The 23,490-nt window shown below is 48.7% G+C and carries 16 protein-coding genes; 14 read left to right on the top strand and 2 right to left on the bottom strand.

Features of this window, described 5'->3' with window-relative positions:
• Positions 1-218: hypothetical protein (locus HMPREF9069_RS09585; protein ID WP_021626096.1), on the top strand; the 218-nt coding region annotated here is incomplete at its 5' end.
• Here HMPREF9069_RS09585 and HMPREF9069_RS05060 read toward each other — a convergent pair.
• Positions 215-1,030 (bottom strand): TrmH family RNA methyltransferase, encoded by an 816-nt coding sequence (locus tag HMPREF9069_RS05060; RefSeq protein WP_021626097.1) that lies wholly within the window; start codon positions 1,028-1,030, stop codon positions 215-217. The two genes, HMPREF9069_RS09585 and HMPREF9069_RS05060, sit on opposite strands and share 4 nt — an antisense overlap.
• Positions 1,031-1,166: 136 nt before the next feature.
• On the opposite strand from HMPREF9069_RS05060, the gene HMPREF9069_RS05065 reads away from it, so the two are divergent.
• Both HMPREF9069_RS05065 and ftsH read left to right on the top strand, forming a co-directional pair.
• Positions 1,167-2,708 (top strand): L,D-transpeptidase family protein, encoded by a 1,542-nt coding sequence (locus tag HMPREF9069_RS05065; protein WP_035438514.1) that lies wholly within the window; start codon positions 1,167-1,169, stop codon positions 2,706-2,708.
• A 77-nt stretch (positions 2,709-2,785) separates the two neighbouring features.
• Entirely contained in the window at positions 2,786-4,687 is a 1,902-nt protein-coding gene (gene ftsH / locus HMPREF9069_RS05070) for an ATP-dependent zinc metalloprotease FtsH (RefSeq protein WP_021626099.1), read from the top strand.
• Here ftsH and HMPREF9069_RS05075 read toward each other — a convergent pair.
• Positions 4,684-6,594: a fructose-bisphosphatase class III gene (locus tag HMPREF9069_RS05075; RefSeq protein ID WP_021626100.1), complete on the bottom strand. Its 1,911-nt coding sequence runs from the start codon at positions 6,592-6,594 to the stop codon at positions 4,684-4,686. The genes ftsH and HMPREF9069_RS05075 overlap by 4 nt on opposite strands.
• A gap of 169 nt (positions 6,595-6,763) precedes the next feature.
• Between HMPREF9069_RS05075 and ileS the strand changes: the two genes are divergently transcribed.
• The 11 genes from ileS (at position 6,764) to rbfA (ending at position 23,490) form a co-directional block, all read left to right on the top strand.
• Complete coding sequence (gene ileS / locus HMPREF9069_RS05080) at positions 6,764-9,583, top strand: isoleucine--tRNA ligase (RefSeq protein WP_035438515.1); 2,820 nt, start codon at positions 6,764-6,766, stop codon at positions 9,581-9,583.
• Between the two features lie 3 nt (positions 9,584-9,586).
• Positions 9,587-10,171, top strand: coding sequence for a signal peptidase II (gene lspA / locus HMPREF9069_RS05085; RefSeq protein ID WP_021626102.1), 585 nt, complete (start codon positions 9,587-9,589; stop codon positions 10,169-10,171).
• The gene (locus tag HMPREF9069_RS05090; RefSeq protein WP_021626103.1) at positions 10,164-11,207 is read left to right on the top strand and encodes an RluA family pseudouridine synthase; all 1,044 of its coding nucleotides are present in this window, start codon (positions 10,164-10,166) and stop codon (positions 11,205-11,207) included. The genes lspA and HMPREF9069_RS05090 overlap by 8 nt, the downstream gene beginning before the upstream one ends.
• A 47-nt stretch (positions 11,208-11,254) precedes the next feature.
• Positions 11,255-12,574 carry a glycosyltransferase family 2 protein gene (locus tag HMPREF9069_RS05095; protein WP_021626104.1) on the top strand — a complete coding sequence of 440 codons (1,320 nt, stop codon included), beginning with the start codon at positions 11,255-11,257 and terminating at the stop codon, positions 12,572-12,574.
• A 133-nt stretch (positions 12,575-12,707) separates the two neighbouring features.
• A complete protein-coding gene (locus HMPREF9069_RS05100; RefSeq protein ID WP_021626105.1) occupies positions 12,708-14,228 on the top strand; it encodes an IMP dehydrogenase in 1,521 nt (506 codons plus the stop codon).
• Positions 14,229-14,346: 118 nt separating this feature from the next.
• On the top strand, positions 14,347-16,896 hold the full coding sequence (leuS, locus tag HMPREF9069_RS05105) for a leucine--tRNA ligase (protein ID WP_021626106.1): 2,550 nt from the start codon (positions 14,347-14,349) through the stop codon (positions 16,894-16,896).
• A gap of 81 nt (positions 16,897-16,977) precedes the next feature.
• The gene (locus tag HMPREF9069_RS08880; RefSeq protein WP_051317794.1) at positions 16,978-18,381 is read left to right on the top strand and encodes a L,D-transpeptidase; all 1,404 of its coding nucleotides are present in this window, start codon (positions 16,978-16,980) and stop codon (positions 18,379-18,381) included.
• Between the two features lie 136 nt (positions 18,382-18,517).
• A complete protein-coding gene (rimP, locus tag HMPREF9069_RS05115) occupies positions 18,518-19,012 on the top strand; it encodes a ribosome maturation factor RimP (RefSeq protein ID WP_035438599.1) in 495 nt (164 codons plus the stop codon).
• A gap of 79 nt (positions 19,013-19,091) precedes the next feature.
• Positions 19,092-20,351 (top strand): transcription termination factor NusA, encoded by a 1,260-nt coding sequence (nusA, locus tag HMPREF9069_RS05120; RefSeq protein WP_021626109.1) that lies wholly within the window; start codon positions 19,092-19,094, stop codon positions 20,349-20,351.
• Positions 20,352-20,400: 49 nt separating this feature from the next.
• On the top strand, positions 20,401-23,028 hold the full coding sequence (infB, locus tag HMPREF9069_RS05125) for a translation initiation factor IF-2 (protein ID WP_021626110.1): 2,628 nt from the start codon (positions 20,401-20,403) through the stop codon (positions 23,026-23,028).
• Between the two features lie 63 nt (positions 23,029-23,091).
• The gene (gene rbfA, locus HMPREF9069_RS05130; protein ID WP_021626111.1) at positions 23,092-23,490 is read left to right on the top strand and encodes a 30S ribosome-binding factor RbfA; all 399 of its coding nucleotides are present in this window, start codon (positions 23,092-23,094) and stop codon (positions 23,488-23,490) included.

Below are 23,490 nucleotides of genomic sequence, written 5' to 3' on the forward strand. Positions count from 1 at the left end.
TGAACCCGATGCGAGTAAAAGGGAGCTTATTGAACCGCTTGTGGGTAAAAGGGAGCTTATTGAACCGCCTGCGGGAAGAGTGCGAGCAAAAAGGTGCATCGTGGACTGCATGCGGGAAGAGTGCGGGTAAAAGGGTGCTTTATGAGCCAGCCATGGGCGTGTGCTGGCGCTTTAAGGAAGCAGAGCAGGACACGGACCTGTGGCGATGCGCTACCTAATGGCGGCAGAGTTGCCAGAAGGCAACAGCGCTTGCAGCAGCTACGTTAAGAGAATCGACCCCATGACTCATGGGGATGATAACGCTGGCATCGCAACCAGCTAATACCTTGTGCGTTAGTCCACTGCCTTCAGTACCCAAGAAAAGTGCAAGTTTTTCATGTTGGCTAAGCGCTGGATTATCTAGTCGTATTGCTTTCTCATCTAAAGCAAGCGCAGCGCAGAAAAACCCTTCCTTATGCAGGAGTTCCAAGCCCTCCTGCGGCCAAGGCGCGGGAAGATATGCCCAGGGCACCTGCAGTACTGTTCCCATAGAAACGCGTAACGAGCGACGATTGAGCGGGTCGGCGCAGGTAGGAGCAAGTAGCACTGCATCTGCACCAAGCGCTGCTGCCGAGCGGAAAATCGCTCCTACATTGCTCACGTCAACAATATCTTCAAGTACTGCAACCCTTTTTGCACCCGCCAAAACCTCTTGCGCATCACGCGGCTTTGGACGAGAAAAGCAGCCCAGAATACCGCGGGTTACGGTATAGCCCACCACCTTGCTCATGAGCTCAGTTGGAGCGACAAAAACAGGTGTATCTTTGCCAAGCTGGGCAAAGATGTCAGCGCAACTCTCAAAGCGCCGTTCATCAATAAAAAGCGAAAGAGGAGAGAATCCTTCCTTAAGTGCAACTTCAATTACTAAACGTGATTCTGCAATCATGACTGCAGCCTCGGGATTGAGCACATGTTTGAGCTGCTTGCCGCTTAAAGATATGTAGGCCGCAAGACGAGGATCGTCCAGATTAGAAATATCTATGCGCTGCATGAAAACCTCTTGCTTCCGTAAAATCTTCTAAGAGAGCGTTACCATTATCTAACAGTGGGAACAATCTCTTGTGTCTAAGAGTTCAGATGTAATTTTCAGCGCAGCATATAGGCTGCGTAGCTGGGGGAATGTTGATATGGCTCAAAATAATTACCCGCGTCACAGTGCGGCATATGCACATTTGGGTGTTGAAGAGACAAGTGTTAGTCCATCTCCTACGCCCCCTATGGATGACAAACCAAAAAAGAAAACCTCTTTGGTGCCCATTCTGGTGGTACTTGGCGTTTTGCTTGTTGTGTATTTTGGCGGAGTCTTTTTCTTTAGTAATGCGTTTTATCCCTCGACCACTCTAGACGGCAAGGATGTGTCGCTGAAATTTGCCAAGGAAATCGCCCAAGCTCAAGTTGAAACAGGTGAGCGTTCGCATCTTACGGTCAACATTCCTGATGGTCAGACGCTTGAGCTTAATGGTTCTGACGTGTCACTAAAAATTGACGGTAATGCTTACGCTCGTAATGCCATGACCACTCAGCAACCCTGGTTTTGGCCAGTACGTGCTTGGGGCTCTCATGTGGTCAAACTTCCCGTTTCAGCAAATTTTGATAAAACCAAACTAAAAGAGGTTGTAGCTAAGCTTGTAGAAGAACATAACTCTGGAGCAAAGCAGCCCAAAAATGCCAGCGCTCGCTTTGATGACAAGTCGAAAAGCTACCAGATTACTCCGGCTGAGGAAGGCACCACGCTTAACGCAGATTATGTTGAGACTGAGGTTGCAAAAGCCCTTACCGATCTCAAAGCTACTTTTGAACTTACCAAAGACGCTTACATCCAGCCTACCGTCAAAGACGATGATGAGGCGCTCAAAAAAGCGGTTGAAAAGGCAAATTCTATGCTTAAGGCAACCCAGTCTTTGACTATCGAGGGCAAAGAAGTAGCAAAAGTCGAAGCAGATAAGCTTGGTAGTTGGATTTCCATCTCTGATAAAAATGAAGCCACTATCAATGCTGATGCTGTCAAGAAATGGACCCAAGGCGATTTGTCAAAGCAACTTGATACCGTGGGCTCTACGCGTACGTATTCGTTGCCTGATGGCGGCAGTGTAACCGTTAGTGGTGGTCGTTACGGCTGGGTTATTGACGGCGCTGATGTGGCTGACAGTATTGTGAGCAATGTTAAAGCAGGCAAATCCGCAAGCATTGAAGTTTCGATGAAACAAAAAGCCGTCAAATACGCTGATGGGGGAGCAGACTGGGGTGATCGCTGGGTTGATGTCAATCTCAGTGCACAGCACGCTGTGTTGTATGACCATGGCAAGAGGCTTTGGGAGTCTGATTTTGTATCTGGCAATAGCAGCGAAGGTCACAGTACCCCGACTGGAGTTTATTCGGTCAACTCCAATATGACTTCTAAGGAATCTTCGGGTTCGCAGGTAAAACTTGTCTCACCCTTTAAAGATTCTAAGGGTAAGCCCACCTATACTAGCTATGTTGACTGGTGGGTTCCTTTTATCGACAACCAATATGCTTTCCACGATGCCTCTTGGCGCAAGTCTAGCGAATTTGGCGGCGATACTTACAAGTCCAATGGCAGTCACGGCTGCATTAACCTTCCTCCTGATAAGGCAAAAGCTCTCTACAAATTAGTCTCAGTTGGCGATGTTGTTGTGGTTCACGACTAATTCTTATCTGCTATGGGTATCAATGGGGGGAATATAGAAACTCTCGCATGAGTTGTCTTTGCTGATGGGAGCTTTAGATGGAAATGAACAATAGGCGCAGACGCCAAACAATGATTATGTATTTCATTGCTGGTCTTGTGCTTGCTTTCGCGCTGCAGAGGGCGCTCTTTACCAATATTTCTGCTGCCAAGGTAGAGCAGGTGACTTACAGCAAATTTGTTTCAATGGTTGAAGATGACAAGGTAAACTCTGTCAGCCTCAATCAATCAAATAACGAGATTACCTTTAAGACTGATAACAAAGACATTAGCTATGTCACCACTGCATGGCCTAATGATGATAATTTAACTTCGTTGCTCAAGCAGCACAAAGTTACTTTTGCTTCTACTGTAGATGACAGATCTTCTGGGATGTGGATGTACCTCGTCGCAAGCTACCTTATTCCTATTGCCTTGGTTTGGCTGGGCTTTTGGTTCCTCCGTCGTCGTTTGAGTAAGCAAATGGGTGATGATGGTCCCTCAATGAACTTTGGTGGCGGTCTTGGCTTTGGTGGTGTTGGTAAGTCTGGCGCAAAAATTGTGGCAGACAAGGATAATGACACCACTTTTCGTGATGTTGCAGGTCAGGATGAGGCTAAAGAGTCTTTGGCTGAGATTGTCAACTTCCTTGAGCATCCCGAAAAATATGCCGAGATTGGTGCCCGTTGTCCCCGTGGCGCCCTGCTTGTAGGGCCTCCAGGAACAGGTAAAACCCTGCTTGCCAAGGCAGTGGCTGGCGAAGCAAAGGTGCCCTTCTTCCAAATTGCAGGATCTGAGTTTGTTGAGATGTTTGTTGGTCGTGGCGCTGCTCGTGTGCGTGATCTTTTCAAACAGGCCAACGAAAAAGCGCCTTGTATTGTCTTTATTGACGAGATTGATACCATCGGTAAAAAACGTGGCGTCTCGCTTAATTCCAATGACGAACGTGAGCAGACCTTAAATCAGCTGCTGACCGAGATGGATGGTTTCGACAATCACAAGGGCATTGTTGTGCTCGCAGCTACCAATCAGCCCGATGTGCTTGATCCTGCACTTTTGCGTCCTGGTCGTTTTGACCGTCGCATTCCTGTAGAGCTGCCAGACCTTACTGGTCGTGAGTCCATTCTCAAGTTGCATTCTCATGATGTAAAGATGGAGTCTGGTGTCGACTTTGCTCAAATTGCACGTACGACCCCGGGCGCCTCTGGTGCAGATCTCGCTAATATGATTAATGAGGCGGCTCTGCGCGCTGTTCGTCAAGGCCGAAAGTATGTCACTCAAGAAGACATCGAAGAGTCGGTGGATACTGTTATCGCAGGCGAAAAGAAGAAGTCCACCGTACTATCTGAGCACGAAAAGGAAGTTGTTGCCTATCATGAGACTGGTCATGCTATTGTCGCAGCAGTCCAAGATGGCAAAACTCCCGTATCCAAAATTACGATTGTTCCTCGTACCTCGGGTGCTTTGGGCTTTACGATGCAGGCTGAGGAAGACGAGCATTATCTCACCACGCGTGAGGAGTTTAAGCAGCGTATTGCTGTGCTTTGCGGTGGTCGTGCAGCAGAGGAACTCATCTTTGGTCATATGAGTTCAGGCGCTGCTAACGATATCGAAAAAGCCACTAAGATTGCTCGCGCTATGGTGACTCAGCTTGGCATGTCCGATAAGTTTGGCATGATGGCGCTAGGTGAGCGTCGCAATGTTTATCTTGGCGGTGGCAGCGAGTTGACCTGCTCTGAAGGTACTGCTCGTGAGGTTGATGATGAGGTTCGTCGCTTGGTCGAAGAAGGTCATCAGACTGCTTTGGCTACCCTTCGAGAGAATCGCTTTAAGCTTCATGAGATCGCTCATTATCTACAGTGCAAGGAAACTATTACGGGCGAAGAGTTTATGAATATTCTCTCCCGTAACGACGGCTTTGCTCCTGCAATTGTGAGTGAGGCACGTTCCAACCAAGATTAGCCTTCGGCTAGTTCTCCTGAGCGGTAGCAGCTAAGCAGTTCGTTTAGGTCGGCGATTTGTTCTCTTAGTTCGATGCCCTTGTCCGTATCACCCACGCGATGAGGAATGTCATAGCGTTCTAGCACATCGGTCTCACTCATGATGTCGGCGTTGGTATCAAGTGCAGCGTCGAGATCACGGAAAGGCCGATGTGCTTTTATACGTAGATGATGTGCGCTTTGAACCAAGGTATAACCTGCAATACCTGTCTTTGCATGGTAGGCCTGAGCAAAGCCCCCATCAATTACCAGCAGCTTTCCGCCTGCGCGCACAGGACTTTGTCCTGCTCGTACTTTGACGGGCGTATGCCCGTTGATGATATGTCCCTCAGATCCCAAGCCAAATTCCTGAAGAATAGCGTCACAAATAGCAGGGTTTTTGGTCAGACTGAAGTAGGGATCGCTGGGCTCTTTCCAGCAACTTTCATCTTCGACAAACGTACGTTCAAAGGTTTTGACTACGCGTCCCGACAAAGGAGAATGTGCTCCACACCAGAGGTAATACATCCAATCCAATGCTTCTTGTTCGCCTGTTTTCCAAGCACGGCGTGCAATTCGGTCGCAGAAATCAAGATACTCTTTGCCTGCTCTTCGGACTCCATCATCACAAGCAACGCGGGCAAACTTACCCTCTGGTGTCAGCGGTAGACAACCGTGGAATAGCAAATTGCCATTGTGCACAAGATATATCGAGCCTGTCTCGTATAAGAAACCCACGTGACGGCGTAGGCGGTCGCTTTGGCTAAAGGCATTAGCGAGTTTATCGACGATTTTCTGCTCTTCTTTTGAGAGCACATAAGGATCGCCTGCAAAATCAACGGTAGAGAAATCACGTGTGCGCAAGGGATATTCGTGCCCATCAATGGTGACAACTGCATGGGTAACATCAATCTTGTCAAGTAAACGTCGTTTGGCAGTTGTCTTCCAATTAGGATGACGTGCGATTGCTTGACCTTCAAGTTTGAATAATATGACAGAGATAGCCTTGTAGAGTGGCGTGAGATTGTCATAGGTGGTGTAGTTTCTCCGCGCAAAATTTTCGAGCTCACGCAGGGAAATACCGTAGGCGCTCTCGAGCATATCAAGTGAGTTGTAGTGGATATTCGTACGTAGGACTGCTACCTGGCACAAGCTAGAACCCGCTGCAGCTCCCATCCATACAATGTCATGGTTGCCCCACTGTACATCCAACGATTGATAGTTCATTAAGTGGTCAAGAATACGATCGGCATGTGGTCCACGATCAAAAATATCGCCCACCAAATGTAGATGGTCGACCGCTAGACGCTTGATAAGGGAAGAGAGCGACACGATGAAATCATCTGCCGCTCCTGTGCCTACTATCGATTGGAAAATGCGTGCATGATAGTCCTGACGACGCTGCTCATCTTCGGTGCTGGCATGTAGTAACTCGTCGATGATATAGGCATATTCAACAGGCATAGCCTTTCGCACTTTTGATTGGGTGTAATTGCTTGCGAGCGTACGCGCTAGCACAATAAGGCGTTTGAGCGTAAGCAGATACCACTCAGAACTAATGTCATCTGCAGCATGAAGACGGCGGAGTTTTTCTTGTGGATAGTAGATGAGGGTGCAAAAATCTGCCAATTGTTGCTTGTTCAATTCAGCAGAAAAGAGCTTTGTTATCTGTTCGCGAATAGCGCCCGAACAGTTATTAAGAATATGAACGAACGCCTCGTATTCGCCATGTACGTCGCTCATAAAGTGTTCTGTTGCGGCTGGTAAGTTTAGGATGGCTTCTAGATTGATGATTTCGGTAAATACAGATTGTGTTGTAGGAAATTTTTCTCCAAGCAATTTGAGATACTTTTGTTTGCTTGTGGCAACACACTCTGCCGCCTTATCCACAGTGCCTCCTCATCTTAAAAGCATCAATGCCTGAAGTATAGCTGCCGTCTCTGTGATGACTGCATATACGAGCCACGGTGAACGGTATTATTTACGCTGCGAGCGTGCTAAAATTGTAGTTTGTCTCATAAGACACACAACGATGTGACACACATGGAAGGGACCCATCGTGGCGAATTCATATAAGCAGACGACAAACCTTCCCAAAACAAGTTTTTCGATGCGCGCTGGTCTGGCGGCCAACGAGCCTAAGAGGCTTGCTGATTGGGAACAAAATCACGTCTATGAGCAGATGATTGCCAAAAATGAAGGACATGAAAAGTTTATCCTTCATGATGGTCCTCCTTATGCAAATGGCCCCATTCACCTAGGTCACGCTCAGAACAAAATCTCCAAGGACTTTATTAATCGCTATTGGTCGATGCGAGGCTATCAGACGCCCTATGTGCCTGGTTGGGACTGTCATGGTCAGCCCATTGAGCACAAGGTTGAGGAGATACTGGGCACCGATAAGTTCAACGAACTGCCGACAGCCAAAATTCGCGAGCTTTGCCGCAGGATGGCAGTGGAGCAGATTGATACTCAGCGTCAGGGCTTCAAGCGTTTGGGCGTGTTGGGCGAGTGGGACAATCCCTATCTGACCTATACCGATGACTACGATGCTACCGATATAGAAATCTTTAAGGCTATCTATGACAAGGGTGCTGTATATCGCGGTCGCAAGCCTGTACACTGGTGCTCTCATTGTCATACAGCTCTAGCTGAGGCAGAAATTGAGTATAGTGACGAAGTTAGTCCTGCAATCTTTGTTCGCTTTGAGTTGACCACGGTGCCCGAGGGTCTTGAGGCCTATGAGGGCAAGACCTTTGTGGATATCTGGACTACGACTCCTTGGACTTTGCCCGCCGATGATGCAGTTATTCTGCATCCCGAGGCAAACTATGTTGCCATCCAGCTTGAGGGGCGTGTTGAGATTCTCGCTGAAGCTTTAGTAGAGAAGTGCTGTGTAAAGTTTGGCTATGAGAACTACGAACTTGTTGTTGGCGCAGATGGCGAAGTCTGGCGCAAAACAGGTACCGAACTTGCTCATAACCGCTACAAGCAGCCTATCTTTGGAGATCAGGGAGAAGAAGGCGAGTTTATCTACGCGGATTATGTCACGCTTGATGATGGCACGGGTATCGTTCACTCTGCGCCTGGACACGGTGTGGATGACTACAACGCTGGTATGAAATTTAATATTCCCGTTGTTATGCCTGTTGATGATGATGGTCGCTTCTTTAAGGGTAAGGGTATAGGCGCTGGCGGCCCTTGGAGTGGTATGGAGGTCAACGAAGCCAATCCAAAGATTATTGAGTGGCTGCGTGAGCGCAACATGCTCATTTTGCATGAAGATATTACACACAGCTATCCCCACTGCTGGCGTTGCAAAAATCCCGTTATTTTCCGTGCCACAAGTCAGTGGTTTGTCTCTATGGATGAGACGGGATTGCGCAAGCAGGCGCTCGAGGAGCTCTCTCACGTGAACTTCTATCCCAGCCATGCCATCAAACGTATTGGCTCGATGGTTGAAGGTCGTCCTGATTGGTGCATCAGTCGTCAGCGTAACTGGGGTGTACCTATTCCTGCATTTACTTGTCAAGACTGCGGTGAGACAGTTATCAATGACGATACGCTTGATGCTGTTATTGAGCTTTTCCGCAAGAAGGGCTCTGACGCTTGGTTTACCGATGATCCCGCAGAATATCTAGGCGATGTCTGTGTCTGCCCCAAATGCGGAGGTCACCATCTCAAAGCCAATTCAGATATTTTGGATGTATGGTGGGACTCTGGCGTGTCTCATACTGCAGTCTGTAAGCATCGCGATAACTTAGCTTTCCCTGCTGATATCTACCTTGAGGGTTCTGATCAGCACCGCGGTTGGTTTATGAGCAGTCTCATGACCTCGGTTGGTGCCTATGGAAAGGCTCCCTACAAGGCAGTTATTTCTCAAGGCTTTACTCTTGATGGCCAAGGTCGCAAGATGAGTAAGTCTTTGGGTAATGTTATCGATCCCAACGAGGTGTGTAGCACTATTGGCGCCGACATCCTGCGTTTGTGGGTTGCTTCGGTTGATACGTCTACCGATGTGCCCTGCGATAACGATATCTTGTCTCACGTTGGTGATGCATACCGCAAGATTCGCAATACTCTACGTTTCTTGATGGGTGAGATTGAAGACCAGTTTGACCTTGAGACTCAAGGTGTCGCAATCGAGGATTTGCTTCCCTACGACCGTCTGGCTTTGGCTCGTATGTGTCAGGTGCACGATGAGGTCAATCATGCCTATGAGACATATCGCTTTAACATGGTCTACCGTACCTTGTACGATTACATCATCACCGAGCTGTCCGGCGGTTACCTCAATGCAACCAAAGACCGCACCTATTGCGGAGCCTCTGATTCGCTTGAGCGCCGTAGTGCCCAGACGGTGTGGAGTCACTTGCTCTCGATGTTGGTTCATGATTTGCAGCCAATTCTGCCATTTACCTGCGATGAAGCTTTGGCTCACATGCCGGCGTGCCTTCGTGATGGACAAAACTATGCCGCTTTGCTTGACTGGTATCAGGCACCCCTTAAAAAGGAAAGCTATAGTAAGTTGTTGCCCGCCTATGAAGCTATGAATGAGGCACGTGGTGTCTTTACCAAGGCATACGAGGAGGCTCTTGGCACTGGTATCATTAGTGAGAAGACTACACAGGCTGCTCGTGCTGAGTTGATCCTTCCTGTGGAGAATGCACAGCTTTTGATGGGGTCTGATGCACCTGATATGGCAGAGGTCTTTGTGTGCTCTGAAGTTTGTATCCATGAGGGTACAGAGCTTGCGTGTGAGGTTTTGCCAGCAAATGGTCAGAAATGCCCCCGTTGCTGGAACTGGCGTGAGCCTGTTGATGAGGCGGGATTGTGTCAGCGCTGCCACGATGCGGTTGGCAAGCCAGAGGAGGAATAACGCTTGAACGTTGTCCGTATTCTCTCAAAGCGTGCAGGACGCCTTGCTACCTTTTTGACGGTTGTGAGCCTTGTGGTTCTTGTAGATCAGTCAACAAAGGCAGCGGTGCGTTTTGTTGCGCCGCTGGGCTCTCCTGCTCGCCCGCTCATCCCGGGCTTGTTGGACCTGTGGCACGTAGAGAATACGGGCGCTGCTTTTAGCATTGGCCAAGGTGCGAGTTTACTGTTTATCATTTTTGCATTGGCAGTTTTGATTGGCTCTGCTTGGTGGGTCATGTGTGAGCGTCTACCGTTGCGCCTTGTTGTCAGTGTTGCTAGCGTTGCAGGTGGGGGAGTCGGCAATATGGTTGACCGTCTTTCGACGGGCTCTGTTACCGATTTTTTGTCGCTGCGCTTTATTGATTTTCCCGTCTTTAATGTCGCGGATATCTGTGTGACGCTCGGTGTGATTGTGGCGTTTATCCTCTATATCACTTGGGACGGTCAAAGGACTAATACGAACTTTAAAGAGGACGTTGACGTTGCAGATACTGCAACGGAGTCTCATGAGGAAGTGGTTAAGTCGGATTCGAGGCAGGGCAATGCCTGAGAACTCCAGTTTTAACTCTTCTTTACATGAACTGCTTGTGGGTCCCGATGCTGATGGTAGTAGGCTTGATGCATATATAGCTTCTTGTCCTGGCATGCCTTCGCGTAGTGCGTCAGCAAAGCTCATCGAATCTGCAAAAGTGCATATCAACGGTACGCTGGCAGACTCAAAAAGTGAGGCTGTAAGACTGGGTGACAGGATTAGTATAGAGTTGCCTGTTTTGGAACCTGTTTCGAGAACCCTTGTTGCTAATCCAGAGATTCCTCTAGACATTCGTTTTGAGGATGAGTATCTCATAGTGCTTTCAAAGCAAGCAGATCTTGTCTGCCATCCAGCACCTGGACACTATGATGATACATTGGCAAATGCATTGGTGGCACATTGTGGCTACGAGCATTTAGGTTTGCTTCAAGGAGACGATAGGCCCGGTATTGTCCATCGACTTGATCGCGATACCTCGGGCTTGATGGTTGCAGCTAAAGATGATGCAAGTCAAAAAGCACTGCAGGATTTGATACGCTTGCGTGTACTTGACAGGCGCTATGTAACTTTGGTTTATGGTCCTGTTGCCTTAGATGAAGGACAGGTGACCACAGGTATTGCTCGTAGTCGCCGCGATCGTTTGCGTATGTGTGTGAGCACGGATCCTGACGCTCGTGAGGCAATTACAACTTTTCGCGTGCTTGAACGATTTGAAGCAGGGTTGCGCGATGAAGGATACACTCTGCTTGAGTGTCATCTTTATACAGGCCGTACACACCAAATCCGCGTGCATATGCGTCATATAGGTCACTCTGTAATAGGAGACCCACTTTATGGACGTGGAGACCTAAGACAAAATCTTGGTCTTACCCGCCAATTTTTACATTCGTGGCATATCGCCTTTGACCATCCTGTGACGGGGAAGTCCATTGTTATGGCAGATACGCTGCCTGAAGATCTCCGCGATATACTAGAAAAGTTAGAATCACGTTCTATGGGTCGAACTGTGGAAGGTCAGCGTATTGTTCCGCAGTTGCTTGGACAGCGTGTATAAGGGATGCCAAAGGGAACAGATCCCATATTCTTGCAAGGGGGCAAGGGGTGCAGTTTACGCTTAATTTCAATAACTTAACGCCAATTGTTATCTTTAATGCCCTGATTGCAATTTTCTTTACAGTTGCTTATCTGTATCAATTTGTATATATGATCATGGCTCTCATCAGGGGTACCGTCCGTCTGCCCAAGGCAAAAAAGCTGCATCGTTATGCTTTTTTTATTGCAGCACACAATGAAGAGCCGGTTATCGGGAATCTTGTTCGCTCAATCCTTGCACAGGATTATCCAAGTGAACTCATTGATGTTTTTGTTGTTTGTGATGCTTGTACCGATAATACTCACGAAGAAGCAGAGCGTGCAGGCGCTATTGTTTGGGATCGCCATGACCTTGCTCGTAAGGGCAAAAGTTGGGTTATGGATTATGGCTTTAATCGCATTCTCAATGAATATGGCGATCGCTACGAGGCTTTTTTCATCTTTGATGCCGATAATATCGTTTCACCAGACTATGTACGCCTCATGAATGATGCGTATGATGCAGGCTATCTGGTGTGCACGAGTTACCGTAATTCTAAGAACTTTGATTCTAGCTGGGTGAGCGCTTCGTATGCTATTTGGTTTATTCGTGAAGCGCGCTTTCTTAATAATCCGCGCATGATGGCCCATACCAGCGCCGCTATTTCTGGTTCGGGCTGGATGGTGGCCTCCTCCGTTATTCGAGGCATGCATGGTTGGGATTTCCACACTTTGACCGAAGATATTCAATTCTCAACCTTCTGTTGTGCCAATGGCATCCAAATTGGATATGTGCCTGCAGAATTTTTTGACGAGCAACCCATTACTTTTCAGGCATCATGGATTCAACGCCTCCGCTGGACCAAGGGTATTTATCAGGTATTTTTCTCATATGGACGGGATTTATTCCGTGGCATTGCGCGAGGACGTTTTTCTTCCTATGACATGTTGATGGTGCTGGCTCCCGCTTCGATATTGACGATTCTTTCAGTCTTTGTGAATGGTACCTATCTCATCGTGGGCGCCTTAAGTCATGGGTTTGTGGCGACAGAAGCAGAGCTTAGTATGTGCATGGGTTCATTGGTTGCCGTGTTCGAGTCGGGCTATACGCTTTTCTTTATGATGGCGTTGCTTACCGTAATAGTTGAGCGCTCGCATATTCATGCGCGTAATATCTGGCGCATTGCGTGGGGTGTCATAATGTTTCCGATTTTTATGGCGAGCTACATTCCCATTGCAGTGGTAGCTCTCTTTAAGAAGGTCGAGTGGGTACCCACTAAGCATGATATTGCGGTTGACTTCAACCAAGTGGTTGGAAGTACTCAAGATGCTGCCCATGGTTCGGATTAAATTTTCTAACTAACTATGTATAGTAAGCATTTTGCGAGTCGTGGAACTGTGGGTATTTATCGTTTGCAAGTGCATTACAATACCGCCAACGGATTAGTTTCATCGGTAAAAGGTAGAAAGAGGAGCACAAAGCATGGCAACTTTTTTTGAGGGTGTATCGCATACCTTTTCTGAGTACCTCTTGGTACCGGGTTACTCGTCTTGTGAGAATGTGCCCGATAGGGTAAGCCTCAAAACTCCTCTTGTTAAGTATCGTCGTGGTGAAGAGTCAGCTATCTCTATGAATATCCCTATGACCTCTGCCATTATGCAGTCAGTCTCGGGTACTCGTCTTGCCGTGACTTTGGCTCAGCAGGGTGGCGTCTCCTTTATTTATGGATCTCAGACCGCAGAGTCTGAGGCGGCTATGGTGCGTGAGGTCAAGGAATACAAGGCGGGTTTTGTTATTTCTGATTCTACGCTGCTATCTGATATGACCTTGCAAGATGTTATGGATATGCGCGAGCAGACTGGTCACTCCACCATGCCTGTTACCGACGACGGTACCGCTCACGGTTACCTGTTAGGTATTGTCACCTCTCGTGATTATCGTCCCTCTCGTGATTCTCGCGACATGCTGGTGCGCGATTTCATGACCCCTCGCGAGCGCGTTATCGTTGGTGATGAGAACACCACACTCAAGACTGCCAACGATATCATCTGGGATAACAAGCTCAATCAACTGCCCATTGTTGATGCGGATGGTCATCTTATTGCGCTTGTATTCCGTAAGGACTACGACTCTCATAAGGGCAATCCTGCCGAGCTACTTGATTCGCAGAAGCGCTACATCGTGGGTGCTGGTATCAATACGCGCGATTATGCCGAGCGGGTGCCCCTGTTAGTAGATGCCGGTGCTGATGTACTTTGCATTGATTCTTCGGAAGGTTTTTCTGAGTGGCAAAAGATCACGCTTGAGTGGGTACGTGAGCACTACGGAGACAGCGTCAGGGTGGGCGCTGGCAACGTTGTTGATGGTGAGGGCTTCCGCTTCCTCGCAGATGCTGGTGCAGATTTCATCAAGGTTGGCATCGGTGGAGGTTCCATTTGCATCACGCGTGAGCAAAAGGGTATTGGACGTGGTCAAGCATCTGCTTTGATTGATGTCTGTCGTGCCCGTGACGAATACTTCAAGGAGACGGGTGTCTATATTCCTGTTTGCTCTGATGGCGGCATTGTCTATGACTATCACATGACTCTGGCTCTCGCTATGGGTGCAGATTTCTTAATGTTAGGCCGCTACTTTGCTCGCTTTGATGAGAGTCCCACGCGCCGCGTGAATGTCAATGGGTCTTATATGAAGGAATATTGGGGCGAGGGTTCTGCTCGTGCACGCAATTGGGCTCGCTATGACCTAGGTGGTAATAAAAAGAACTTATCTTTTGTCGAAGGCGTTGACTCCTATGTGCCCTATGCGGGTCCGCTCAAGGAAAATGTTGATAATTCGTTACTCAAGGTTCGCTCAACGATGTGCAATTGCGGTGCTCTGACCTTGGAGGAACTGCGCGATAAAGCAAAGATTACGCTAGTCTCTGCCACCTCTTTGGTTGAGGGTGGCGCTCACGACGTTGTGCTCAAGGATGCAAACAAGGAAAACGTGAACTTCCGTTCCTAAGTTTTTATTTGTTGCATGATTTGACTTTATTGACGGGGCGTCTGGCGTTGTTTGGTACCCAGGCGTCCCGTTTGGTTATACTTTTTGACTGCATAATGCAGCTGTTGAGAGGATTTACATGGCTGAAGAGAACAACGAGGGCACAATCCCTGTCTATGAAGCTCAGGCGATAGAAGAAAAGTGGCAAAAGGCTTGGGAAGAAACTAGTCTCTATAAGACTGATGAAGATCCTGCTAAACCCAAAAAATATGTACTCGAAATGTTTCCTTACCCTTCGGGTGATTTGCATATGGGTCATGCGCGCAATTACACCATTGGTGATGCTATGGCTCGCCAAGCGCGCATGAGGGGCTATGATGTGCTGCATCCCATGGGTTTTGATGCCTTTGGTTTGCCGGCAGAAAATGCAGCTATCAAGCATCATACTCAGGCTGGTAAGTGGACCCACCAAAACATCATTCAAGCAGTCAAAACTATGAAGCGCATGGGTTTTGCGTATGACTATGACCGCATGTTTAACACCTGCGACCCTGAGTATTATCGCTGGGGCCAGTGGATGTTTATCAAGATGTGGGAAAAGGGTTTGGCTTATCGTGCCACCTCTCCAGTTAACTGGTGTCCTCATTGCCAGACTGTTTTGGCAAACGAGCAGGTTGTGGATGGTCGTTGCTGGCGTTGTGGTAGCGTGCCCGAAAAGCACGAACTCTCTCAGTGGTATCTCAAGATTACCGACTATGCCCAAGAGCTTCTTGATGATATTGATAAACTTGAGGGTTGGCCTGACAATGTGCGCGCTCAGCAGAAAAACTGGATTGGTCGTTCTGAAGGTGCAGAAATTGACTTTGAGTTGGTAGATGTTGATGGAAGCACACCTACTGGCCGCAAACTGACCTGCTTTACCACGCGTGCTGACACGCTCTTTGGTGTGTCTTTCCTTGTACTTCCCCCCGAGTCAGCAGTTGCAGCCGAGCTTGTTGAAGGCACCGAGTATGAAGAGGCCTTCCTTGAGCTCAAACATGCTACCGAGAAGGTTTCTAGCGTTGATCGCCAGGGTTCTGCTCGAGAGAAAAATGGTGTATTTACGGGTCGTTATGCCATCAATCCCATTAATGGCCGCCTGACTCCTATTTGGGTTGCCGACTATGTTTTGATGGATTATGGTACGGGTGTTGTCATGGGTGTTCCTTGTGGTGACCAGCGTGACTTTGACTTTGCCAAGAAGTACGGCTTGGAAATTGCACCTATCATTTGCACCAAAGATGACCCTCTGTATGAAGAGCTCAAAGATGAACGTGAGTTGCGTGTGCGCTCCGTTGATTGGGAGCATGCAATGGATGCTGAGGGCTACCTTGTACAGTCTGGTGAGTTTACTGGTCTTTTGGGTGGTAAGCACTCCGAGGCAGTAAATGCTATTGTGTCATGGCTTTCTGAGCATGGTGTAGGGCACGAGACGGTCCAGTTCCGTTTGCGTGACTGGCTTATTAGTCGTCAGCGTTATTGGGGCAATCCCATTCCCATGATTCACTGTGACTGCTGTGGTGATGTACCTGTGCCTGAGGAAGATCTGCCTGTAATGCTTCCTGAAGATTTGGATCTTGGCGCTGGTCAGACACTTGCTGAATATGCACCCTTCTATGAAACCACCTGTCCTAAGTGTGGACGTCCTGCTCGTCGCATTACCGACACTATGGATACCTTTACTTGTTCAAGTTGGTACTACCTGCGCTATTGTGATCCTCATAACGATGCGCTGCCTTTCTCCAAGGAAAGCGTTGACCGTTGGATGCCAGTTGATAACTACGTTGGCGGTATCGAGCATGCGATTTTGCACTTGCTGTACTCGCGTTTTTGGACCAAGGTTCTCCGTGATTTGGGCATGATTGATGTCGATGAGCCTTTTACCAACCTACTTTGCCAAGGTATGGTTAAAGACGAGCATGGCGATGTTATGAGCAAATCCAAGGGCAATGTTGTGCCCCCCAACTCAGTTATTGAGCCTTATGGTGCTGATACCATGCGTCTCGCTATCCTTTTTATTGCTCCTCCCGAAAAGGATTTTGACTGGGATCCCAAGGCAGTTGAGGGTGCAAATCGCTTCCTCAAGCGTGCATGGCGCATTGTCTGGCAGCTTTCTGACAAGGCTGCATGTACGGCTGGTGAGCTTAGCAGTAACGCAAAGACACTCATGCACGAACTTCATCGTTTGGGTCTTAGGTGTACAGCAGACTTTGACCGCCAGCAGTTTAATACGGCGATTTCTTCAATCATGGAGCTGGTAAACGCTGCAAGTAAGTATCTGCTTGATGAACCCGAAGGCGCTCGAAACTTAGAGCTCTGTCAGCGTGTGGCTCATGATATTGTGGCTATGATGGCGCCTATTGCTCCGCATTGGGCAGAAGAGCTTTATCACGAGGCTTTAGGACTTGAGGGATCTGCTTACAATGAGCCTTGGCCTGAGTTTGATGAGACTTTGGCGGTGAGCGATACCGTAGAGATTGCAGTTCAAATTATGGGCAAAGTGCGTGGACATATTTTGGTGGCTACCAATGCAAGTCGTGAGGATATGGAAGTAGCTGCAAAGGAAGCTCTTGCCGAGCAGCTCGCGGGCAAACAGATACGCAAGGTTGTTGTTGTGCCTGGGCGTCTTGTAAATATCGTTGCTTCATAAGCAACATATGGCCAACTTGGTACCCCTGCAGCTCAGAGCACTGCAGGGGTGCTTACATATAAAAGAGGGAAGTAGGGCCTCGTGCAAACTGAAGATGTACAAATGCAGTCTCAAACGCAGCACAGCCATAGCTTTATAGTAGGTCTCGGCGGCATGGTTGTCGTATTACTTATCTGTTATGTCGCCGCATGCTTTTATTTCAATACTCATTTTGTACCAGGGACAACAGTTAATGGTAGAGATGTGTCGTTGTTGAGTACAAGCGATTTCGCTACTCAGGTCGAAAATGAAGCAAAGAATTGGTCTTGTAAGGTACAGAGCAAAGGTGGTTTTTTGCTTGAACTGTCAGGTGCGGATCTTAAACTTGCAGCTGATGGCCTCAGAGTATCTAAGGCAGCGTTTTCCCAACGCACAGCCTATACTTGGCCACTTGACCTCATGCATCCTCAGGCAATTGTGACTGATGACTCTATTAGCTATGACGAAGAAGCGCTCAAGGCGTGTGTCAGTTCTGCCATTGATAGCTTCAATAAAAAGGCAGAAGCGCCCACCAATGCGTCGGCAGGCTATGACATGGACAAACACGCTTTTGTTGTGTCTGCCGATTCCAAAGGTACAGCGCTTGATAGCACAAAGTCTTTTGAGCGTATTAAAGTTGCCCTTAACTCATTGTCATCTGAGCTTGAGCTAGGGGAAGACGAGCTGCTAGCACCTTCCATTACCTCTGATAACAAAGAATTGCTTGCCTCCTGCAATGTTGCAAATAAGCTCTTGGAGCAAAGCTTCCCGCTTGTAAAGGGCGACAAAATACTTGCCAAAATTGGAAAAAAGCAAATTGCAAGCTGGATTTCTATCGATAGCAAAAACAAAATCAACTATGACCGTGCTGCGATTGATAAGTGGAATGTCGAAAACATTGGTGACGAAGCATCGTTTGAAGATGATGAAGGCATCTATGCGCTTGATCAAAAGGCCATGGTAGATGCGATTGTTTCTGCTTTTGATAAGGGCAAGGCAACAAAGATTGAGGTGCCCACTACAACCATCGCGACCAAACCTGCGGTAACCCCTGGTGCCTCAAAGCGTGGTCGCCACCTAGATATCAATCTTACAACCCAGTACGCTCGCTTCTACAATGCTTCGGGCAAGGTTATATGGGAGACATACATTGTTTCTGGTGACCTTGCAACTAGCCATGGTACGCCTACAGGTGAATTTGCAATACAGGCAAAGCAGCGCAATCAGACCCTGATTGGTGATGATGAAGATAAAGATGGCAAGCCTGATTACAAAACTTTTGTAAGTTATTGGATGCCATTCCGTTCGGGTGGGTATGGTTTGCATGATGCGCCTTGGCGTGCATATTTTGGCGGAGATATATATCAGTATGCTGGTAGCCATGGTTGTCTCAATCTGCCACCTGCCAAGGCAGAAGCTCTTTATAACATGGCGGTGATTGGGGATCCTGTAGTGGTACATTGGTAGCTTGTGTGTATTGTCTATAAGGTTTGACCTGCGCGTTCGTTTGTGTTTTAATGAAAAAACTTAAAGTTGTACGGTAGAAGGAAGTGGGGTGGATTTTTCGCCCCGCTTCCTTTTGTTTGAAGGAGGGGAGTCGTTCGTGGCTGTTCAGGATATGAGACAACAGATCCTTAATGCCCTTGAGGCGTTAGCGCCGAGCCATGACATTGATATTGTCGATGTCGAGATTACTGGTGCCAAGGTAGCTCCTGTTGTGCGTGTGCGTATAGATCATGCTGATGAGGATGCTCCTACCGTAACTCTTGATGAGGTAGCCGAGCAGACTGCATGGATTGGTGAAGAGCTCGATGCTTTAGATCCTCTGTCTTCAAGCTATACCCTTGAGGTTTCTTCTCCTGGTATGGCTCGCCCTCTGCGTCGTGCTCATGACTTTGAGCGCTTTGCAGGTGAGGATGTGCAGGTGACAACAACTGCTACTGAGGGCAGACGCCGCTTTAGTGGCAAGCTTTTGGGGATGGATGGCGATGAAGTGGTTATCGTCTCCGATGAGGGCGAACAGCGCATTGCACTTGCAGATATTAAATCTGCTCATATCAAGCCTGACTATGATGCAGGTAAAGGCAAAAAGAAGTAGGAGATACGAGCACTTTTTAAAGTGATTGATAGGAATAGAAATGGGCGCACGCCGTCCTTGAGGAAAGGGAGAAACATAGATGGCATCTGAGATGATGGAAGCGCTTATGGCGCTTTGTGAAGAGCGTCATATCGACCAGCTGTACCTTATTGGTAGGCTTGAGAAGTCACTGGCAGAAAGCTACGCCAATGTGCTGCACCTTGATTATGGTGCACGCGTTACGATTGACCCTCAGACGGGCAAGGTTTATGTCTATAAGCTTATTCCAAAGGGTGAGCCCGATCCCGAAACGGGCGAATATACTGAATTTGACGAAGAGGATGTGACTCCCAAAGACACCAGCCGTATTGCTGCCCAGCATGCCAAAGCTGAGATCAATGCTATGGTGCGCAATGCTGCCCGCGAGCAGATTTACGAAGAGTTTTCGGATCGTATCGGCGATATCATCACAGGTACCGTCCTTCAGACCACGCCCGACTTTACTATCGTTAAGATTCGCGAGGGTGTTGAGGCTGAGCTGCCACACTTTGATTTGCGCACGCATCCTGATGAGCGCAACGAGCGCCCTGCTGGTGAGCGTTATATGCACAATAAGCGTATTAAGGCGATTATCGTTGATGTGCGCGATCCCAACTCCAGCGAGCCTCCCGTGCGTGGCGAGCGTTCACGTCCTAGTATCGTGATTTCCCGTACTCATCCTGACCTCATCAAGCGCCTTTTTGAGATTGAAGTTCCTGAGGTCTACGATGGAATCGTTGAGGTTCGCTCTATTGCTCGTGATCCTGGCGTAAGGGCCAAAGTCGCTGTTTCTTCTGTAGACGATCGCCTTGATCCCGTTGGCGCTTGTGTTGGTCCTAAGGGTAGTCGTGTGCGTACCGTTGTCTCTGAGCTTAGCGGTGAGCGTGTCGATGTTGTTGCTTGGTCTGATGACCCTGCTCGCTGTATCGCTGCAGCACTTTCTCCTGCACGTGTAAGCCGCGTGATTATTGACCACGAAAATGCTAATAACTACGCCACCGTTATCGTCCCCGATGACCAGCTTTCTTTGGCTATTGGCAAGGAAGGCCAGAATGCTCGTCTTGCTGCACGATTGACGGGTTATCATATCGACATTAAAAACGAATCTTTGGCAGCTCAGGTACTCGAGTCTCTGCCTGTTCGTGACGAGTTGGTTGACGAAGAGATGGAAGATGGCTCACATCGTTGCGAGTACGTAGGTCCTACGGGTATTCAGTGTCGCAACATGGCACGTCCCGGCGCACGTTACTGCGGTATCCACGAAAGCCTTGCGGAAATTATGGATGCCCCTGTTTCCGATGACCCTGATTCTTTGATTTAAGTTGACGGCTTTTTGATAGGTCCGCAACTTTCACTGGAAGGTAGTGCACATGGCAAAAACGCGCGTACATGATCTTGCCAAGGAATATGGCATGACCAGCAAAGAAATGCTGGGTCACTTAAAAGATATGCTCATCCCTGCAAAGTCTCCGTCTTCGACGCTTGAGGACGCCTACGTATCGATGGTGCGCAAAAAGCTCAAGCCCATCCTAGAGGCTCGTGCTGCAGAGATTGAAGCTCAAAAGAAGGCTGAAGCTGAGGCAAAGGCAGCGGCTGAAGCAGAGGCTGCTGCCAAGGCAGAGGCCGAACGTATTGCTGCTGAGGAGCGTCGCGAGCGCGAGCGTCGTGAGGAAGAAGAGCGTCGCGCTGCAGCAGAAGCTGCTCGCAAGAAGGCAGAAGAAGAAAAGGCTGCTGAAGAAGCACGCCGCAAGGCGGAAGAAGAGGCTGCTCGTCCCAAGGATACAGCTCCCAAGTCTATGCCGACTTTTAGCAGTTTGCTCGACCAGATTGCCCAACAGGAGCAGGTTTTGGCGCAGCAAGCTGAGGAGGCGGCTCAGCGCAAGGAAGAAGCGCGTGCTGCCCGTGATGGTGGACGCTCTAGGCGCTCTGCTGCTCCTCAACAAGATCCTCGAGCCAATATTGATAGAGACGATGATGAGAAGCCCAAGAGCTCTGGTCGGGGCCGTCGCAAAAATAAGCGTAATAGTGTTGAAAACGACTCCGATGACCGCTATAGCCGTATGGCTCGTCAGGCCGAAGAGTACAACCGTGAGCATGTTCTTGAGGAAGCTCGTCAGGCGGTAGCTGAGGCAGCTGAAGAGTCACAGGGCCGTCGTAAGCGTCGCAAGGAACGTCGTCGTCAGCAGCAGGCCGAAGCCGAGCGCGAGCATCGTATTGAAGAGGCGCGCCTAAACGATCAAGATCTCTCTCAGCTGGATACCATTTCTGTACCTCAGGGTGCAACGGTGGCACAGCTTGCTGAACTCATCGGTGTTGAGCCTAACGAGATTATTAAGCGTCTCTTCTTGCTTGGTACTGCTTTAACGATGACTCAGTCAATGTCTGATGATCTTATTGAGCTTGTTGCTGAGGACCTTGGTGCTGATATCAAGATCATGACTAAGGAAGAAGAAAATAGCTTCACCTTCTATGATGATCCCGCTTCGCTCAAACCCCGCTCGCCAGTTGTTACCGTTATGGGTCACGTCGACCATGGTAAGACTAGCCTGCTTGATGCTATCCGCCATACTGGTGTTGCCGAGGGCGAAGCTGGCGGTATTACCCAGGCTATTGGTGCATCACAAGTGCGCATCAACGGTCGCGTGATTACTTTTATCGACACCCCTGGTCATGCGACTTTTACTGCAATGCGTGCTCGTGGTGCAAAAGTTACCGACGTTGTTATTTTGATTGTTGCTGCTGATGACGGTGTCATGCCTCAGACCATTGAGTCCATTAATCACGCAAAGGCTGCAGGTGTACCTATTGTTGTTGCTGTCAATAAGGTCGATAAGCCTGGCGCCGATCCCCAACGTGTTCGTCAGGAACTTACTGAGTACGGTTTGATTCCTGAGGAGTGGGGTGGCCAGACCATCTTCTGCGATATTTCTGCAAAGAAGAATCAGGGTATCGACAATCTGCTTGAGTCCGTATTGCTTGAGGCTGATGTTTTGGAGCTTAAGGCCAATCCTGATACCTTTGCATCTGGCTATGTTCTTGAGGCAAAACTTGACCGTGGTCGTGGTTCTGTTGCAACAGTGTTGGTTAACCGTGGCACCTTACATGTGGGTGATGCTTTAGTTGCAGGCACGGCTTATGGTCGTGTTCGTGCCATGCTCAATCCCAAGGGCAAGAGTGTCAAGGAAGCAGGACCTTCCGATCCTGTAGAGATTTTGGGTCTGCAAAGTGTGCCTATGGCAGGCGATGAGTTCCGTGTCTTTACGGATGATCGTGATGCGCGTGCGCTTGCTGATGAACGTGCTCTCAAAGCTCGTATCGAAGAACAAAACAAGGTCAAGCATGTCACCCTTGAAAACCTCTTCGACACGATGGCAGATGCTGAGGTCAAGGAGCTCAACCTCATCATCAAGGCAGATGTCCAAGGCTCTATCGAGGCTCTTCAAGACTCGCTGGACAAGATGGACCAGAGCGAGGTTCGTATCAATACCATTCACTCCGCTGTTGGTGCCATCAATGAAACCGACGTTACTTTGGCAGATGCTTCCAACGCAATCATTATTGGCTTTGGTGTTAGGCCCGAGGCAAAGGCGCGTATTGCGGCTGAGCAAACAGGCGTTGAAATTCGTACTTACAGTGTCATCTACAAGGCAATTGAAGAGATAGATGCTGCCCGTATTGGCATGCTCAAGCCTACCGAGCAGGAAGTCCAAACAGGTACCGCCGAGGTTCGTAGCACCTTCAAGGTACCCAAGGTTGGTATTGCTGCTGGCTGCATGGTTGAGGAAGGCGAGATTTCAAGCGATGACTCTGCCCGTCTTGTACGCGATAGTGTTGTGGTTTGGGAAGGCTCGCTTGCATCCCTGCGTCGCTTCAAAGATGATGTCAAATCAGTCAAGGCAGGTTATGAATGTGGCATCGGTCTTGATGGCTATCAGGATATTCATGTAGGCGATATTATTGAGTGTTATCGCATCGAGCAGGTTGCCCGTACCGAGTAAAGTTTGTAGACCCTAGTCGCGGCGGGGGAGAGGCTCTCCTGCCGCACTACGGAGATGAGAACAATGAAACAAAATCATAATTCTCGCAGGATTAATGCCCAAGCTCGCGAAAAGCTCGCTCAAATTCTGCTCTTTGAAATTTCCGATCCCGCTCTCATGCTAGTAACGCTTACTGGTGTTGAGGTGTCTGTTGATAAGTCTGTGCTCCGCGCATATATTAGTTGTGAGTCCGAGCGCTATGAAGAAGTTTCTGCTGCTCTTGACCGTGCTCGTGGTCGAGTACGTTCGCTTTTAGGACGTGGTCTTGGTTGGCGCGTGACGCCTGAGATTATTTGGCAAATTGATACTACCGTTGATGAAGCAGAACGCATCGAACGTGCACTCCAAGATGTTCCTCCTACAATGGAAATTGAGAAAGACGACGAGGGTTATCCCGTTGATCACTCGGCTGAGGAGGCCTAG

Source organism: Atopobium sp. oral taxon 810 str. F0209 (assembly GCF_000466405.1).
Lineage (GTDB): Bacteria > Actinomycetota > Coriobacteriia > Coriobacteriales > Atopobiaceae > Olegusella.